The 12470-nt window shown below is 66.8% G+C and carries 20 protein-coding genes; 6 read left to right on the top strand and 14 right to left on the bottom strand.

Annotation, left to right across the window (positions count from 1 at the left end):
• Positions 1-5: 5 nt before the first annotated feature.
• The 5 genes from rfbA to FFS10_RS01620 form a co-directional block, all read right to left on the bottom strand.
• Positions 6-893 (bottom strand): glucose-1-phosphate thymidylyltransferase RfbA, encoded by an 888-nt coding sequence (gene rfbA / locus FFS10_RS01600; RefSeq protein WP_137890785.1) that lies wholly within the window; start codon positions 891-893, stop codon positions 6-8.
• 14 nt (positions 894-907) lie between these two features.
• Entirely contained in the window at positions 908-1810 is a 903-nt protein-coding gene (rfbD, locus tag FFS10_RS01605) for a dTDP-4-dehydrorhamnose reductase (protein WP_137890786.1), read from the bottom strand.
• 17 nt (positions 1811-1827) lie between these two features.
• Entirely contained in the window at positions 1828-3039 is a 1212-nt protein-coding gene (gene rfbB, locus FFS10_RS01610; protein WP_137890788.1) for a dTDP-glucose 4,6-dehydratase, read from the bottom strand.
• Positions 3040-3297: 258 nt separating this feature from the next.
• On the bottom strand, positions 3298-3714 hold the full coding sequence (locus FFS10_RS01615; RefSeq protein ID WP_137890790.1) for a type II toxin-antitoxin system VapC family toxin: 417 nt from the start codon (positions 3712-3714) through the stop codon (positions 3298-3300).
• The gene (locus FFS10_RS01620) at positions 3714-3962 is read right to left on the bottom strand and encodes a ribbon-helix-helix domain-containing protein (RefSeq protein WP_137890792.1); all 249 of its coding nucleotides are present in this window, start codon (positions 3960-3962) and stop codon (positions 3714-3716) included. The genes FFS10_RS01615 and FFS10_RS01620 overlap by 1 nt, the downstream gene beginning before the upstream one ends.
• A gap of 328 nt (positions 3963-4290) precedes the next feature.
• Between FFS10_RS01620 and FFS10_RS01625 the strand changes: the two genes are divergently transcribed.
• The gene (locus FFS10_RS01625) at positions 4291-4542 is read left to right on the top strand and encodes a hypothetical protein (protein WP_137890794.1); all 252 of its coding nucleotides are present in this window, start codon (positions 4291-4293) and stop codon (positions 4540-4542) included.
• Between the two features lie 70 nt (positions 4543-4612).
• On the opposite strand, the gene FFS10_RS01630 is transcribed toward FFS10_RS01625, so the two are convergent.
• The 9 genes from FFS10_RS01630 to FFS10_RS01670 form a co-directional block, all read right to left on the bottom strand.
• The gene (locus tag FFS10_RS01630; RefSeq protein ID WP_137890796.1) at positions 4613-4969 is read right to left on the bottom strand and encodes a hypothetical protein; all 357 of its coding nucleotides are present in this window, start codon (positions 4967-4969) and stop codon (positions 4613-4615) included.
• 62 nt (positions 4970-5031) lie between these two features.
• Positions 5032-5403 (bottom strand): type II toxin-antitoxin system VapC family toxin, encoded by a 372-nt coding sequence (locus tag FFS10_RS01635; protein WP_137890798.1) that lies wholly within the window; start codon positions 5401-5403, stop codon positions 5032-5034.
• Positions 5400-5597, bottom strand: coding sequence for a type II toxin-antitoxin system VapB family antitoxin (locus tag FFS10_RS01640; RefSeq protein WP_137890800.1), 198 nt, complete (start codon positions 5595-5597; stop codon positions 5400-5402). The genes FFS10_RS01635 and FFS10_RS01640 overlap by 4 nt, the downstream gene beginning before the upstream one ends.
• Positions 5598-5639: 42 nt before the next feature.
• A complete protein-coding gene (locus FFS10_RS01645) occupies positions 5640-5843 on the bottom strand; it encodes a sugar nucleotide-binding protein (RefSeq protein WP_249931133.1) in 204 nt (67 codons plus the stop codon).
• A 2-nt stretch (positions 5844-5845) separates the two neighbouring features.
• Positions 5846-6244: a type II toxin-antitoxin system VapC family toxin gene (locus FFS10_RS01650; protein WP_137890804.1), complete on the bottom strand. Its 399-nt coding sequence runs from the start codon at positions 6242-6244 to the stop codon at positions 5846-5848.
• An 8-nt stretch (positions 6245-6252) separates the two neighbouring features.
• Entirely contained in the window at positions 6253-6504 is a 252-nt protein-coding gene (locus tag FFS10_RS01655; protein ID WP_137890806.1) for an antitoxin, read from the bottom strand.
• 189 nt (positions 6505-6693) lie between these two features.
• The gene (locus FFS10_RS01660) at positions 6694-6942 is read right to left on the bottom strand and encodes a hypothetical protein (RefSeq protein WP_137890808.1); all 249 of its coding nucleotides are present in this window, start codon (positions 6940-6942) and stop codon (positions 6694-6696) included.
• 231 nt (positions 6943-7173) lie between these two features.
• The gene (locus tag FFS10_RS01665; RefSeq protein WP_137890810.1) at positions 7174-8916 is read right to left on the bottom strand and encodes a diguanylate cyclase domain-containing protein; all 1743 of its coding nucleotides are present in this window, start codon (positions 8914-8916) and stop codon (positions 7174-7176) included.
• Position 8917: 1 nt separating this feature from the next.
• A complete protein-coding gene (locus FFS10_RS01670) occupies positions 8918-9928 on the bottom strand; it encodes an ABC transporter substrate-binding protein (RefSeq protein WP_137890812.1) in 1011 nt (336 codons plus the stop codon).
• A 260-nt stretch (positions 9929-10188) separates the two neighbouring features.
• Between FFS10_RS01670 and FFS10_RS01675 the strand changes: the two genes are divergently transcribed.
• The 5 genes from FFS10_RS01675 (at position 10189) to FFS10_RS01695 (ending at position 12464) form a co-directional block, all read left to right on the top strand.
• Positions 10189-10689 carry a phasin family protein gene (locus FFS10_RS01675; protein WP_137890814.1) on the top strand — a complete coding sequence of 167 codons (501 nt, stop codon included), beginning with the start codon at positions 10189-10191 and terminating at the stop codon, positions 10687-10689.
• A gap of 95 nt (positions 10690-10784) precedes the next feature.
• Positions 10785-11456 carry a TetR/AcrR family transcriptional regulator gene (locus tag FFS10_RS01680; RefSeq protein ID WP_137890816.1) on the top strand — a complete coding sequence of 224 codons (672 nt, stop codon included), beginning with the start codon at positions 10785-10787 and terminating at the stop codon, positions 11454-11456.
• 31 nt (positions 11457-11487) lie between these two features.
• Positions 11488-11742, top strand: a complete 255-nt coding sequence (locus tag FFS10_RS01685; RefSeq protein ID WP_137890818.1) for an acyl-CoA-binding protein — start codon at positions 11488-11490, stop codon at positions 11740-11742.
• Positions 11743-11829: 87 nt separating this feature from the next.
• On the top strand, positions 11830-12072 hold the full coding sequence (locus FFS10_RS01690; RefSeq protein ID WP_137890820.1) for an AbrB/MazE/SpoVT family DNA-binding domain-containing protein: 243 nt from the start codon (positions 11830-11832) through the stop codon (positions 12070-12072).
• A complete protein-coding gene (locus FFS10_RS01695) occupies positions 12069-12464 on the top strand; it encodes a type II toxin-antitoxin system VapC family toxin (protein WP_137890822.1) in 396 nt (131 codons plus the stop codon). Before FFS10_RS01690 ends, FFS10_RS01695 begins: the two co-directional genes overlap by 4 nt.
• The last annotated feature ends 6 nt before the right edge of the window (positions 12465-12470 follow it).

Below are 12470 nucleotides of genomic sequence, written 5' to 3' on the forward strand. Positions count from 1 at the left end.
AAATTCTAGCCTTGCCCTCTCTCACCCAACAGGCGCAGCAGGTACTGGCCGTACCCGTTCTTGGCCAGCGGCTGGGCCAGCTTCTCGAGCTGCTCGGTGCCGATGAAACCCTGGCGCCAGGCGATCTCTTCGGGGCAGGCGATCTTCAGGCCCTGGCGGCGCTCCAGCGTGGCGATGAACTGGCTGGCCTCGAGCAGGCTGTCGTGCGTGCCGGTATCCAGCCAGGCGTAGCCACGGCCCATGATTTCGACGTGAAGCCGATCTTGCGCCAGGTACAGGCGGTTCAGGTCGGTGATCTCGAGCTCGCCGCGCGCCGAGGGCTTGAGACTTCTGGCGAGTTCCACCACTTGGCTGTCGTAGAAGTACAGGCCGGTGACGGCGTAGTGGCTCTTGGGCGCCTGGGGCTTTTCCTCGAGCGAGAGCACCTTGCCTTGCGCATCGAACTCGGCCACGCCGTAGCGCTCGGGGTCCTGCACGTGGTAGGCGAACACGGTGGCCCCCTGCTCGCGCGCCATGGCGTTGGCCAGCAGGGGCTGGAAGTCGTGGCCGTAGAAGATGTTGTCGCCCAGCACCAGGGCGCTGGGTGCATCGCCCAGGAACTCCTCGCCGATCAAAAAGGCCTGCGCCAGCCCATCGGGGCTGGGCTGCACGGCGTATTGCAGGTTAATGCCCCACTGGCTGCCGTCGCCCAGCAATTGCTGAAAGCGCGGCGTGTCCTGCGGCGTGCTGATGATCAGGATGTCGCGCATACCCGCCAGCATCAGGGTGCTCAGCGGGTAGTAGATCATGGGCTTGTCGTACACCGGCAGCAGCTGCTTGCTGATGGCCAGCGTGGCCGGGTGCAGCCGGGTGCCGGAGCCGCCGGCCAGGATGATGCCTTTGCGTTGCGTCATGGTGGTATCGGTAGTCAGAGGATTTCGGCCAGCATGCGGTCCACCCCCTGCTGCCAGGGCGGCAGGCTGAGGCCGAAGGTGGCTTGCAGCTTGGCGGTGTCCAGGCGCGAGTTCTGCGGGCGCTTGGCCGCGGCGTGGAAGGCGCTGCTGGGCACGGGGTCGATGTGGCTGGCCTTGAGCGCAAGCTCGGGCTTGATCTCCCTGGCGCGTGCGATCACGTGGCTGGCGTAGCCATGCCAGCTGGTCGCGCCGCCGGCCGCCAGGTGGTAGATACCCGCCACCTCGGGCTGGCGCAGGGCCTGGCGGATGGCGTGGGCCGTCACGTCGGCCAGCAGCTCGGCGCCGGTGGGCGCGCCCCATTGGTCGGCAACCACCGACAGGCGCTCGCGCTCCTGGGCCAGGCGCAGCATGGTCTTGGCGAAGTTGCCGCCGCGCGCCGCATAGACCCAGCTGGCGCGCAGGATCAGGTGGTTCGGGCAGGCGGCCTGGATGCGCAGCTCGCCCTCCAGCTTGGTCTGGCCGTAGACGTTGAGCGGCGCGGGCTGGTCGGCCTCGGTCCAGGGCTGGCTGCCCAGGCCGTCGAACACGTAGTCGGTGCTGTAGTGCACCAGCCAGGCGCCGCAGGCCTGGGCCTCGCGCGCCAGCACCTCGGGCGCCAGGGCGTTGAGGGTGTGGGCGAGCTCGGGCTCGCTCTCGGCCTTGTCGACGGCGGTGTGGGCCGCGGCATTGACGATGAGGTCGGGGCGCAGCTGCCGCACGGTCTGCGCCAGGCCCTCCAGGTCCGCGAGGTCGCCGCACAGGATCTGGCCTGGGGCCGCGCCATGCCGGTCCAGCGCCACGAGCTCGCCCAGCGGCGCCAGGCTGCGCTGCAGCTCCCAGCCGAGCTGGCCGTTCTTGCCGAGCAGCAGGATCTTCATGCGGCGCTCCTTCTCATTCATGCGGCGTACTGGGTCTGCACCCACTCGCGGTAGGCGCCGGACTGCACATGCTGCACCCACTCGGGGTGGGCCAGGTACCACTCTACGGTCTTGCGTATGCCGGTCTCGAAGGTCTCGGCGGGCTTCCAGCCGAGCTCCTGCTCGAGCTTGCGCGCGTCGATGGCGTAGCGGCGGTCGTGGCCGGGGCGGTCGGTGACGAAGCTGATCTGCGCCTTGAACGACTGGCCATCGGCGCGCGGGCGCAGCTCGTCGAGCAGGGCGCAGACCCGGTGCACGATCTCCAGGTTGGGCTTCTCGTTCCAGCCGCCGACGTTGTAGGTCTCGCCGACCTTGCCAGCCTCGAGCACGCGGCGGATCGCGCTGCAGTGGTCCTTGACGTAGAGCCAGTCGCGCACCTGCTGGCCGTCGCCGTAGACGGGCAAGGCCTTGCCGGCCAGGGCGTTGACGATCATCAGCGGGATCAGCTTCTCGGGGAAATGCCAGGGGCCGTAGTTGTTGCTGCAGTTGGTGGTGAGCACCGGCAGGCCGTAGGTGTGGTGCCAGGCACGCACCAGGTGGTCGCTGGCGGCCTTGCTGGCCGAATACGGGCTGTTGGGCTCGTAGCGGTGCTGCTCGCTGAAGGCCGGGGCGCCGGGGGCCAGGCTGCCGTAGACCTCGTCGGTGGAGACATGGAGGAAGCGGAAGGATTCCCGGGTTGGCGTCATCGCGAGGGGCGCAGCCTCGTGGCGACCCAGCGTGGATTGCCGCGCCCCTTCGGGGCTCGCAATGACAGTCCCTTGCGTCATCGCGAGGGGCGAAGGCCCGTGGCGATCCACGGTGGATGGCCACGCCCCTTCGGGGCTCGCCATGACGTCAGGCAACGACTGCCAGTAGGCGCGAACGGCCTCGAGCAGGCGGAAGCTGCCGACCACGTTGGTCTGTATGAAATCCTCGGGGCCGTGGATGCTGCGGTCCACATGGCTTTCGGCGGCGAAGTTGATCACGGCGCGCGGCCGGTGCTCGGCCAGCAGGCGGGACACCAGGGCGCCGTCGGCGATGTCGCCCTGCACGAAGACATGGCGCGCGTCGCCCTGCAGGCTGGCCAGGGTCTCCAGGTTGCCGGCGTAGGTGAGTTTGTCGAGGTTGAGGACCGGCTCATCGCCTTGCGCCAGCCAGTCGAGTACGAAGTTGGCGCCGATGAAGCCGGCGCCGCCAGTGACAAGAATCATGAGAATCCCTTGGTGAAGCGCCGTTCTGCGACGACTGGGGTCACCCTGTGGATTATCTCACCCCCACCGGTGACAAAAAATCCCGAAACCGGCCCGTTTCGGGCTCAATTTAGGGGTGCGCATGGCGTGCTGGCACGCCGCTGTAAACCTGCGCATCGCAGCAGCACATCCGCCTCATCCTTGGTCTACAGGCTGGGGCTACCCGCCAGAGGTCACCGGATGGCGGTGGGGTTGGCGCCCACTGGATGATGAGGCCGCTCAGGCACGGGGGGAAATCACGGGGATGACCTTGCGTCCGTGGCGTCGATAGACATTGAAATCGCTGTCCAGCGTGAGGACGTGGCAGGACTCATACAGCTCGGCCATGCGGATCAGGCAGGCATCAGCCAAGGAGGCGGGCACGTTGCCATACCGCTCGAACAGTGCTCTGACAGCGGAGGCCTCTTCGGAAAGTGCCATCCCCACCTGAACCACGTCACGCTCGACCAGGGCCAGCGCCTTGGCCGGATCGAAGCCGACGCGGGCAAGCAGAAAGCAAGTTTCGGCAACAACGGCCTCGCAGGTCAGGAAAGGGCCTGGGTGTTGGGAAAACTGCTCTTTGGCCCATTCATGGTGGGCATCGTCACGGCAATGCAAGGCCACCCACGGCCCGGTGTCCAAGATGAGATGAGGCATCAGACGCTGCCAAACCCGTCCAAGTGGCGCGGATTGCTGGACAGGTCTGCGGGCCCCCCACTGAAACAACCGACCAGATCCCCGGCCTGTTCCAGCGCGGAAACGAAGGTGTGAGGCTGATTGCGCTGGCGAATGTAGGCCGCCAGCGCGCGGCGCACCAACTCGGACTTGCTCAAGTGCTCCTGCTCGCTGACCTGCTCCAGTGCAGCGACAAGGCTGGGGGGAATCTTGACGGTCAACGTATTCATGGCTTGATATTACCGTCTGCCGGGAAATATTACCAACGCTGCGACAACCTCCGTCTCAACCACATTCGTGTCCAACAACAAGTAGCTCACGGCCGAACCTCGCGGCTGGGCCAAGCACCACTGCGCAGCCTTGCGGATGCCGGTCTCCACGGCTCCAGCGTCTCCAGGAACCGGCGGTTGGACAGGCCCCGTCGGAGCGACTCTGGCTGTGACTTGTAGAAGATCTGGCGCCACTCCCCCGCCATAGCAAGACCGCTCGCCGATCGCGCCGCAGCCTTCCCGTTCGTTCACGATCTGGCAAAATTGATCTGTCACCAGAGAGGCCACCATGCTTGACCTGCTCGCCACCAGGCGCACCACGAAGAAAACTGCCGAGCCTGCGTTGCCCGCGGCCGATTCGTCGCGTCCCGCACTGATGCACATCGAGCTCAAGGCCGGTGACATGCCGGTGATTCGCCGCTCTGGCAACCTGGAGGAGTGGCGCACGCTGCACAGCAAGACCCGCCCCGCCAAGCTCGCCAAATCCGGAAGCCAACACCTGAAGGAAATGAGGGCCGAGCGTGCAGCGCGTGGTCGTTGACGCGAACTGTGACTCTGGCTGTGACTCTGGCTGCTGCATGCGCGCTTGCTTGAAGCGGGGCGGGTGGCGTTCAAGAACGATGCGCACCGGCGCGCTGCTGCGCCGCCGCTGCCAGCTGCGCATGGGCCTGCTCCAGCGTGGGCACTTGCGCCACCAGCCGCCGCAGATTGGCGCGCACCAGTTCCGGCTGGGAGGGGTATTCATGCGCAGTCTGGTTGAGCAGCTCCCTGAGCAGTTGCCATTGCTCGGCGCTGGGGAGCATGCCCAGCTTTTCCGCCCGGTTGAGCTTGTCGAGAAATGGCTCGTCGTCGCGCCACTCCTGCGTCAGCTGCAAGAGCGCAGGCAACAGGCGGGTGCCCATGGCGTCCTGCAGCCGGCCGAAGCGGAAGACCAGTTGGTCGAGGGTGCGGACCTGATCGTCGCCCAAGGGGAGCGTCGCAGCACCCCGCAGGTGAGCAGGCATTGGTCATAGCCGTACCTGACCAGCATTCAGTGTTGCGTTTCGGCATACGCCAAGCCGAGTTCGGCGGCAATGGCATGCAGTCTTTTGTCCCGCGTCCAGAGCTGAGCCCCACCCAGCCGGGCCGAGGCCAGCAAGTGAACATCCACATAGCCGACGCCGCGCCCCATCAGCGCATGCTGGTCGATGAAAAACAGGGCCTCCTTGTCAGTGGCCACCGACATGGGCGGCAACGCCTGCAGCAGACCCAGCACCTCGGCGCGGTTCCGCAGATTGCCGCAGGCCAGCTCACCCACCACGAAGGGATGCACGCCGACCAGGCCAGCCTGGAGGCTTGCCACCAGTTCCGCGTCGCCACGCCGCAGATGGTCGATCCAGACCGAGGTGTCCACCAGCATCACGCCGACGCATCCCTGCGGCGGGGAATGGGCTGGAGCTGGGTTTCGGTCCCCCCGAGGCGCGCCAGGCGACGCGCGCTCTCCCGCTGCACCAGCGCCAGCAGCGCCTCGCGGATCAACTGGGTGCGCTCGGTCACGCCGCTGATTTGCTGTGCCTGCGCCAGCAATTCGTCGTCAAGGTTGAGGGTGGTGCGCATTGATCGACCTCCAAGGCATCAAAAAAATCATCAGTTGATGCCTTATTTTATGCAAAAAACTTCTTCCAGCATGCGGTCCACGCCCTGCTGCCAGGGCGGCAGGTGGAGGCCGAAGGCGGCCCGCAGCCAAGCCGTCTCCAGGCGCGAATTCTGCAGGCGCTTGGCCGGGGCGGGACAGGCGCTGCTGGGCGCGGGGCCGACCTGCCGGACCTTGAGGGGCAGGTCGGGGTTGATCTCTTTCTTCATGCTCACAGGGCCCATTCCTCTACAGCCAGACCGGGCACACGCAGGAATTCTCGCGCGTTGTTGGTCACGACGACCGAGTCTTCGGCCATGGCATGCGCGGCGATCAGCAGATCCATGCCGCCAATGGTTTTCCCGGCCCGCTCCAGCCCGACCCGGATGTTGGCGTAGTGCATGGCGGCCTCGGTGGGCCAGGGACGCACATCGAAACCGGCCAGCCAGGCTTCGACCGCGGCGGAAAAGCGGACGGAAGCCAGCTTGGCCGCGCCGAAGCGCAGTTCGGCCGCCACGATGGCAGACAGCCAGAGTTGCCCGCGGTCCAGCTCTGCAAACCGCTCGATCATCGAGGCGGGATGGCGACGCAGGATGTAGCTGCAGATGTTGGTGTCCAGCGTTCGACGCATGACGGGATTCAGGACCAGTCACGCGCTTGCGGCGGGCTGTCGTTCCGCTCCGCAAGAAAAGTGTCGGGCAGGGGTTCCGTGGTCTGGTAGAACGCCTTCAGCCAGTCGGCCATGCTCTGGTCCGGCGATGCTTCGGGCTGCACCCAGAGCGCCTTGCCGACCTGTTCGATACGCACTTCCTTCGCATCCAGACGCAACTTGGCCGGCAATCGAATGGCTTGGCTGCGGCCGCTCATGAATAGCTTGGCGGTAATGGTCATGCGCGCCTCCTTGTGTCATATGACAGAGGCATATTACACCGGATTCAGACGGTCGGAGGGACTCTGGCTATGACTCTGGCGATCACGCCGCACATGACCTCATCGCCGCACCTCCAGGAGTGCGCCGATGCTGGGCGCACCAGCAAAAAACCGCCCGAAGGCGGTTTTTTCATCGAGGTGCCGGGCTGCTCAGCGCCATAGCTTCGTGATCACCGCCAAAGCGGCCAGCGCGGCGAACATCGCACCCAGTGTCCAGCGTTGCATGTCATTCATCGCTCGCAGCAGGCGCCCTTCCATTTCGGCCAATTCCTGCTTCACCTCGCCCACGTCGCCGCGCGTGGCGAGCTGGGCGGCGTGTAGGGAATAACGCTTGTCGATCTCTTTGCTGATCGACTCGACAGCGGCCTTAGGGAGGCGCTGATTAATTCGGCTCGACATCCTTTGGCCTCAATGAAATCAATGAGTTATGAAGGATAAGGTGCTTAAAAAGTGAATTAATCAGCGCTTCCTTAGCGTCCACTTCGCTGATGCCGGCTTTGACAAATGCGTTGTAGATTTCTAGTTCCATGGCGTCAAGTCTACTTCTTCTTAAAAAATCGTCCTACCAGCCGGGGAAGGCGCGAGAGCGCCCTGGGCGATCGAGGTACAAGGCGGCGACGGGGCCGGGTGTCATGCCATGCCGGCCCCTGCGTCCGCCCCGGCAAAGCTGAAGGTATTTCGCCCGCTGGCCTTGGCGCGGTACATGGCCTTGTCGGCGGCGTTCAGCAGCTCCTGCGCCGTGGCCCCGTCCTGCGGATAGAGGCTGATGCCTATGCTGGCGCTCAGCACGACCGGCGGGCCCTCCAGCGGCAGCGGCCGATGCAGCCCCTCGTTCAGCTTGGCGGCCAGCCGCTGCGCCTGCTCGGCCTGTGCCAGGCCCTCGCAGACGATCACGAACTCGTCGCCCCCCAGGCGCGCCACCAGGTCGGTCTGGCGCACGCCAGCGCGCAGCAGCTCGGCCACGGCTTTCAGCACGGCATCGCCCCGGGCATGCCCCTGGATGTCGTTGATGTCCTTGAAATGGTCGAGGTCCACGAACAGCAGGGCCAGCACCGTGCCGTTGCGCCGGGTCCGGGCCACGGCCTGCGTCAGCGTCGCCAGCAGCGTCCTGCGGTTGGGCAGGCCGGTCAGGGTGTCTTGGTGGGCCATCTGCTCCAGCGCGTCGCGGCTGGCCTTGAGCTGCGCCAGCTGCTGCGCGATCTGGCTCTGCATCTGCGCCAAGCTGCGGGCCAGCAGGCCCAGCTCGTCGGTGCGCCGCACCGGCAGTTGGACGTCCTCCTCGCCCCGCGCGAGCCGGGTGGCCGCTCCCGCCATCTGCTGCAAGGGCCGGGTCAGCGAGCGCGCCAGCCCCACCGCCAAGGCGCTGGCCAGCAGGCTGATCACCAGCACCATGCGCAGCAGCACCTGGCCGAGCTCGGTGGTCTCCTGCAGGATGCCGTCCAGCGGCTGGGCCAGCCCCAGGATCAGGAAGCGCTGGTCGGTCGCGGCCCCGAAGGGCAGGCGCGTGAACACCGCGGCCGGCACGTTCGCCCCGGCGGCACCGGAAGCCGGCGCGGAAACGGTCACGCTCTCGCTGCGCCCCTGCACCACGGCCGCCACTTCGGGGAAGCTGTCCTGGATCAGGATGCGCCGGCCGTTCTCGAAGCCGAAGGCCTGGGCGGCATCGGGATGCACCAGCACGTCGCCCCACTGGTTGGCCAGGTACACGGCGTAGCGCGGCGGCAGGTCGGCCTTCAGCAGGGCGAAGCTCTGGCTGACGTCGATGTCGATGACCGCCAGGCCCACGGTACGGCCGGCGCGCCCCTTGACGGGCATGGCCACGTACAGCGACGGCCGCTCCTGCCCGGCGTCGGCACCCGGCTCGCGGTTCAGATGAATCGACGACAGGTACAGGGTGCCGTCGCGGTGCAGCGTCTCGAACACGTAGGGCAGATGGGATTTTTCCTGCAGGTCCGCATCGGGCACGCGCACCAGGCGCGAGCCATCGCGCCGCACCCGGACCAGCTCGAGCCCATGGCGGTCCGCGCTGATCAGGCGGGCCTGCTGGTAGGTCGGGTGGGCCGACAGCATGGCGCTGAACATCTCTGCCAGCGACTGCTTCTGCGCCTCGGCAGCCGCATCGTCCTGCGCCTCCAGCACGCGCAGCGCGCCGGGCAGGGCGGCCAGCTGCCGCGCATCGAGGGTCGAATCCGCCAGCACCAGCCTCAGGGTGCGCCCCAGCACCTGGGCGGCGGTGCTGAGCTCGCGCTCGGCGCCGTCGCGCACCAGCTCGCGGCTGGTGGTGTAGGCGTAGTAGCCGGTGAGGCTGGCCGCCAGCAGGGCCACGCCGGCCAGCAGGACGCTCAGACGCAGGGCGATGCCGACGCGTGGCATGTCAGAAACTCGTGGGCCGGTCCCCGGCCCGAATGCGGCGCCACAGCATGCTACGGCGCGCGGGGTCCTCGACCGGCTCCAGCCAGACCAGCGGGCCGCCCGTCACGCCCGTCGCGGCCGTCGCGGCCGGATCGACGGTGTTGGCGAGACCGTGGCGGCGCGTGAGCTCGCCGCTGACGCCGGGCTCCAGCATGTAGTCTATCCATTGCTCGGCCAGCCTGGCCTGGGGGCTGCCGCGCACGATGGCCCAGCAGTCCAGCCAGGCCAGGGCCCCCTCGCGCGGCAGCGCGTAGCCCACGTCCGCGCCCGCGTCGCGCAGCTGCTTGAGCTGCTGGCTGCCGTAGGTGGCGAACATCACGGCCACGCGGTGGCGCAGGAACAGCTCGGTCGCCTCTTCGGGCAGCTTGTAGAAGCTCAGCACATTGCGCCGCAGCGCGATCAGGCTTTGCGTCATGCGCCCCCAGTCGTCGGCACCGATGCGAAACGGCGGGATACCGAGCTGCTGCGCGGCCAGCGAGAAATTGTGCGTGCTGTCGTCGAAGGCCAGCACCCGCCCGCGAAAGCGCGGGTCCCAGAGCACCTCGAGCGAGGTCGGCGGCCCCTCCGGGAACTGGCGCCGGTCGTAGATCAGGCCCATCTCGGAATAGGCGTAGGGCACGGCGTAGAGCTGGCCGGCACGGTGGATGCCGGACACAGCGCCCGGGACACGGAACTGAGGCTGCTGGCGCGCGATGTTGGGGATGCGGACCGGTGACAGCGGCTGCACCAGGCCCTGGTCGATGTAGCGCTGCAGCTCGGCCGTGTTGGCGGCAAACACGTCGAAACCGCGGCCCTCGCGTGCGGCCAGCTTCTCGCGCAACTGGTCGTCCGAGCTCACGATGGTCACCTCGACCGACGCGCCCAGTCGCTGCTCGAACCGCTTGACCAAGTCGCCGTCGGCGTAGCCGGTCCAGGCCAGCACCCGCAGCAGCCCCTTGGCCTGCACGGGCAGGCTCAGCGCCATCGCGAGCATCAGGCACACACCACCGCGCCCGAGGCATGCAAGCCCCAGGGATGCAACGGACCAGCGGCGCGCATGGCACACGTCGAACTCCCCCTGAAAAAGTCAGTAGAAACACTGTAACAAAAAATAAGTAATGGCCTGTACCCGCTTGCTGCCGATTTAGGAGCAGGCGCCTAAACCGGGCTGGGGGCAGCGCGTAAAGTTACAAAGCCGACTTGGCGCGTCCCGCGCCAGGCAGCCCACGATCCGTATATAGAGAGGAGTCCCCCATGGACAAGAAGTCCCCCCCCAGCAATGCCGCTGACGAAACGGGCGATCCGCCGTTGACGGGCGCGGTCAAGGATTCGGCGCAGCAGATCTGGCTGGCCGGCCTGGGTGCCTTCGCCAAGGCCCAGGAAGAAGGCGGCAAGATGTTCGAGGCCCTGGTCAAGGAAGGCTTGGCCATCCAGCGCAAGACCCAGGCCGCGGCCGAGGAGAAGATCACCGAGGTCACCAGCCGCATGGCCGACATGGCCAGCGACCTGACCTCGCGCGCCACCGGCAAGTGGGACAAGCTCGAGAACATCTTCGAGGACCGCGTGGCGCGTGCCCTGAAGACGCTGGGCGTGCCCTCGGCCCGCGACATCGAGCTGCTGAGCGCCCGCATCGACGAGATGGAGCGCAGCGCGGCCAAGCACTCGGCCGCGCCCAAGGCCGGCGCCGCCAAGCATGTGGCCAAGAAGGCCCCCGCCGCCAAGCGAACGCCGGCACGCAAGTCCAGCGCCGAATGAGCCCGGCGGCAGGCGACGGCCCGCCCCTGGCCCGCCGCCTTGGCGCCCCGCCCCGCGAGTCGGTTAGAGTAACCCCAGAGAAGGGGACCCGACTCATGGCAAAGAAGGCGCCGCGCCGCACGGCCGAACGGATTCTGGAAGTCACGCTGGACCTGTTCAACCGGTTCGGCGAACCCAATGTCTCGACCACGCTGATCTCGGCCGAGCTGCGCATCAGCCCCGGCAACCTCTACTACCACTACCCCGCCAAGGAAGAGCTGATCAACAGCCTGTTCGACCGCTACGAACACGCGCTGCGCGAGCTGCTCAATGCCAGCGACGAGGTGCGCGACGTGGAGCACGCCTGGTTCTTCATGCACACGCTGTTCGAGCTGATCTGGCAATACCGCTTCCTGTACCGCGACCTCAACGACCTGCTGTCGCGCAACCGCCGGCTGGAGACCCATTTCCAGGAAATTCTCAAGCACAAGACCCGCGCCGTGCGCACGATGCTGGACAGCATGGCCCGCCATGGCGCCCTGGACATCGACACGCGCGAGGCGGCCGCCACCGCGACCAGCATGGTGGTGGTGCTGACCTACTGGCTGAGCTACGAGTACGTGCGCGACCCGCGCCGCGCCCTGGAGCCCGAGCGCGCGCAGCAGGCCCTGCTGCGCGGCGCCCACCATGTGCTGCACCTGCTGCTGCCCTACCTGCGCGCGCAGCAGCGCCAGCACCTGCTGCAGCTGGTCTCGGCCTACCAGGGCGATGACGGCGCGGGCTCTTAAGATCGGGCCTTTTGCCAGAGGAGTCCCGTCCATGTCCGACCTCAAGGCCCGCTTCGACGCCGCCGTTGCCGATTCCAAGAACCTCGGCCAGCGCCCCGACAACGCCACGCTGCTCAAGCTCTACGCGCTGTACAAGCAGGCCACGGCCGGCGACACGGACTCGCCCCGGCCCGGCCTGGGCGACCTCGTGGGCCGCGCCAAGTGGGACGCCTGGAACGGCCTCAAGGGCACGCCGGCCGAGGCGGCGATGCAGCGCTACCTAGAACTGTTCGACACGCTCGAATGAAAGAGCCGCTGGCACGGCATGCGGCCCTGACACTGACTTGCGGACAAACATGCCTTACATTAAAGTAAGGAGTTTTTGGAGATTTTCATGACCACCGCCACTGTCACCAGCAAGGGGCAGATCACCATCCCCGCCCAGATTCGCGAGGCCTTGCACGTTGGCACGGGCGACCGGGTGGAGTTCGTCCAGATCGAGCCAGGGCGGTACGAGTTCATCGCTGCCACACGCTCCGTGACCGAGCTCAAGGGCATGTTCGGCAAGCACGGTAAAACCGTGTCCATAGAGGACATGAATGCCGCCATCGCCGCGCGTGGGGCGTCGGCACGATGATTGGGCTCGACACCAATGTGCTGGTCCGCTACATCATGCAGGATGACGCGAGGCAGTCGCCTTTGGCGAGCCGGCTGGTCGAATCACTGACCGCGGAAACGCCGGGCTTTGTGCCTCTTGTGGCGGTTGTGGAGCTGGCTTGGGTGCTGTTGTCTTGCTACGGATTGAATCGCGCCCATATCGTCACCGCCTTCGAAGCACTGCTTCGCACCAAGGAAATCGTGCTGGAGAACGCCGAGGTGGTATGGCGGGCGGTTCGCGTCTATCGTGGCGGCTCGGCCGATTTCGCGGACTGCCTGGTCGAGCGCTCGGCCGCCGCAGCGGGCTGCGAGCGAACGATGACGTTCGACCGAGGCGCCGCGAAAAACTGCGCCATGACCTTGATTCACTGAACGCGT

The sequence above is a fragment of the Ramlibacter sp. 2FC genome (assembly GCF_005503345.1).
GTDB lineage: Bacteria > Pseudomonadota > Gammaproteobacteria > Burkholderiales > Burkholderiaceae_C > SCMQ01.

Coding starts and splice junctions, on each gene's coding strand:
- rfbA (WP_137890785.1), bottom strand. CDS start 893: ATGACGCAACGCAAAGGCATCATCCTGGCCGGCGGCTCCGGCACCCGG.
- rfbD (WP_137890786.1), bottom strand. CDS start 1,810: ATGAAGATCCTGCTGCTCGGCAAGAACGGCCAGCTCGGCTGGGAGCTG.
- rfbB (WP_137890788.1), bottom strand. CDS start 3,039: ATGATTCTTGTCACTGGCGGCGCCGGCTTCATCGGCGCCAACTTCGTA.
- FFS10_RS01615 (WP_137890790.1), bottom strand. CDS start 3,714: ATGCCTCATCTCATCTTGGACACCGGGCCGTGGGTGGCCTTGCATTGC.
- FFS10_RS01620 (WP_137890792.1), bottom strand. CDS start 3,962: ATGAATACGTTGACCGTCAAGATTCCCCCCAGCCTTGTCGCTGCACTG.
- FFS10_RS01625 (WP_137890794.1), top strand. CDS start 4,291: ATGCTTGACCTGCTCGCCACCAGGCGCACCACGAAGAAAACTGCCGAG.
- FFS10_RS01640 (WP_137890800.1), bottom strand. CDS start 5,597: ATGCGCACCACCCTCAACCTTGACGACGAATTGCTGGCGCAGGCACAG.
- FFS10_RS01645 (WP_249931133.1), bottom strand. CDS start 5,843: ATGAAGAAAGAGATCAACCCCGACCTGCCCCTCAAGGTCCGGCAGGTC.
- FFS10_RS01650 (WP_137890804.1), bottom strand. CDS start 6,244: ATGCGTCGAACGCTGGACACCAACATCTGCAGCTACATCCTGCGTCGC.
- FFS10_RS01655 (WP_137890806.1), bottom strand. CDS start 6,504: ATGACCATTACCGCCAAGCTATTCATGAGCGGCCGCAGCCAAGCCATT.
- FFS10_RS01660 (WP_137890808.1), bottom strand. CDS start 6,942: ATGTCGAGCCGAATTAATCAGCGCCTCCCTAAGGCCGCTGTCGAGTCG.
- FFS10_RS01665 (WP_137890810.1), bottom strand. CDS start 8,916: ATGCCACGCGTCGGCATCGCCCTGCGTCTGAGCGTCCTGCTGGCCGGC.
- FFS10_RS01670 (WP_137890812.1), bottom strand. CDS start 9,928: ATGCTCGCGATGGCGCTGAGCCTGCCCGTGCAGGCCAAGGGGCTGCTG.
- FFS10_RS01675 (WP_137890814.1), top strand. CDS start 10,189: ATGGACAAGAAGTCCCCCCCCAGCAATGCCGCTGACGAAACGGGCGAT.
- FFS10_RS01680 (WP_137890816.1), top strand. CDS start 10,785: ATGGCAAAGAAGGCGCCGCGCCGCACGGCCGAACGGATTCTGGAAGTC.
- FFS10_RS01685 (WP_137890818.1), top strand. CDS start 11,488: ATGTCCGACCTCAAGGCCCGCTTCGACGCCGCCGTTGCCGATTCCAAG.
- FFS10_RS01690 (WP_137890820.1), top strand. CDS start 11,830: ATGACCACCGCCACTGTCACCAGCAAGGGGCAGATCACCATCCCCGCC.
- FFS10_RS01695 (WP_137890822.1), top strand. CDS start 12,069: ATGATTGGGCTCGACACCAATGTGCTGGTCCGCTACATCATGCAGGAT.